This is a genomic window from Acinetobacter sp. AL9 (assembly GCF_041464035.1).
Taxonomy (GTDB): Bacteria; Pseudomonadota; Gammaproteobacteria; order Pseudomonadales; family Moraxellaceae; genus Acinetobacter; species Acinetobacter towneri.
Genome location: NZ_JAYFSK010000193.1, coordinates 1 through 351 on the forward strand (window position 1 = coordinate 1; position 351 = coordinate 351).

General features: G+C 49.0%; 1 protein-coding gene. It reads left to right on the forward strand.

Features of this window, described 5'->3' with window-relative positions; genetic code table 11:
• A partial coding sequence (tnpB, locus tag ACEO2X_RS14285; RefSeq protein ID WP_371972194.1) for an IS66 family insertion sequence element accessory protein TnpB occupies positions 1-266 on the forward strand: 266 nt, incomplete at its 5' end.
• Positions 267-351 lie beyond the last annotated feature (85 nt).

Below are 351 nucleotides of genomic sequence, written 5' to 3' on the forward strand. Positions count from 1 at the left end.
TGGCGCAGATTATGAAAGCCTTTGGCTCAATCAAACCGCATTGCGCCTACCTGTTCTGTAATAAACGTGGTCATCGTATGAAAGTGTTGGTACATGATGGACTGGGCATCTGGCTGTGTGCCCGGCGGCTGGAACAGGGTAAATTTCACTGGGCTCAAGTTCACCAAGGTGAAACCGTGGCCCTCAGCCCGGAACAGTTACAGGCATTAATCCAAGGTTTGCCTTGGCAGAGAATTGGATTGCAGCAAGTGGTGAATATGCTCTAAACCAAGCTCGACCATTCTGCCATCCTCCAAACGTTCTATTTCATTCTCTTCATGACCTCAGGCATACTGCGGTCATGAATACGCT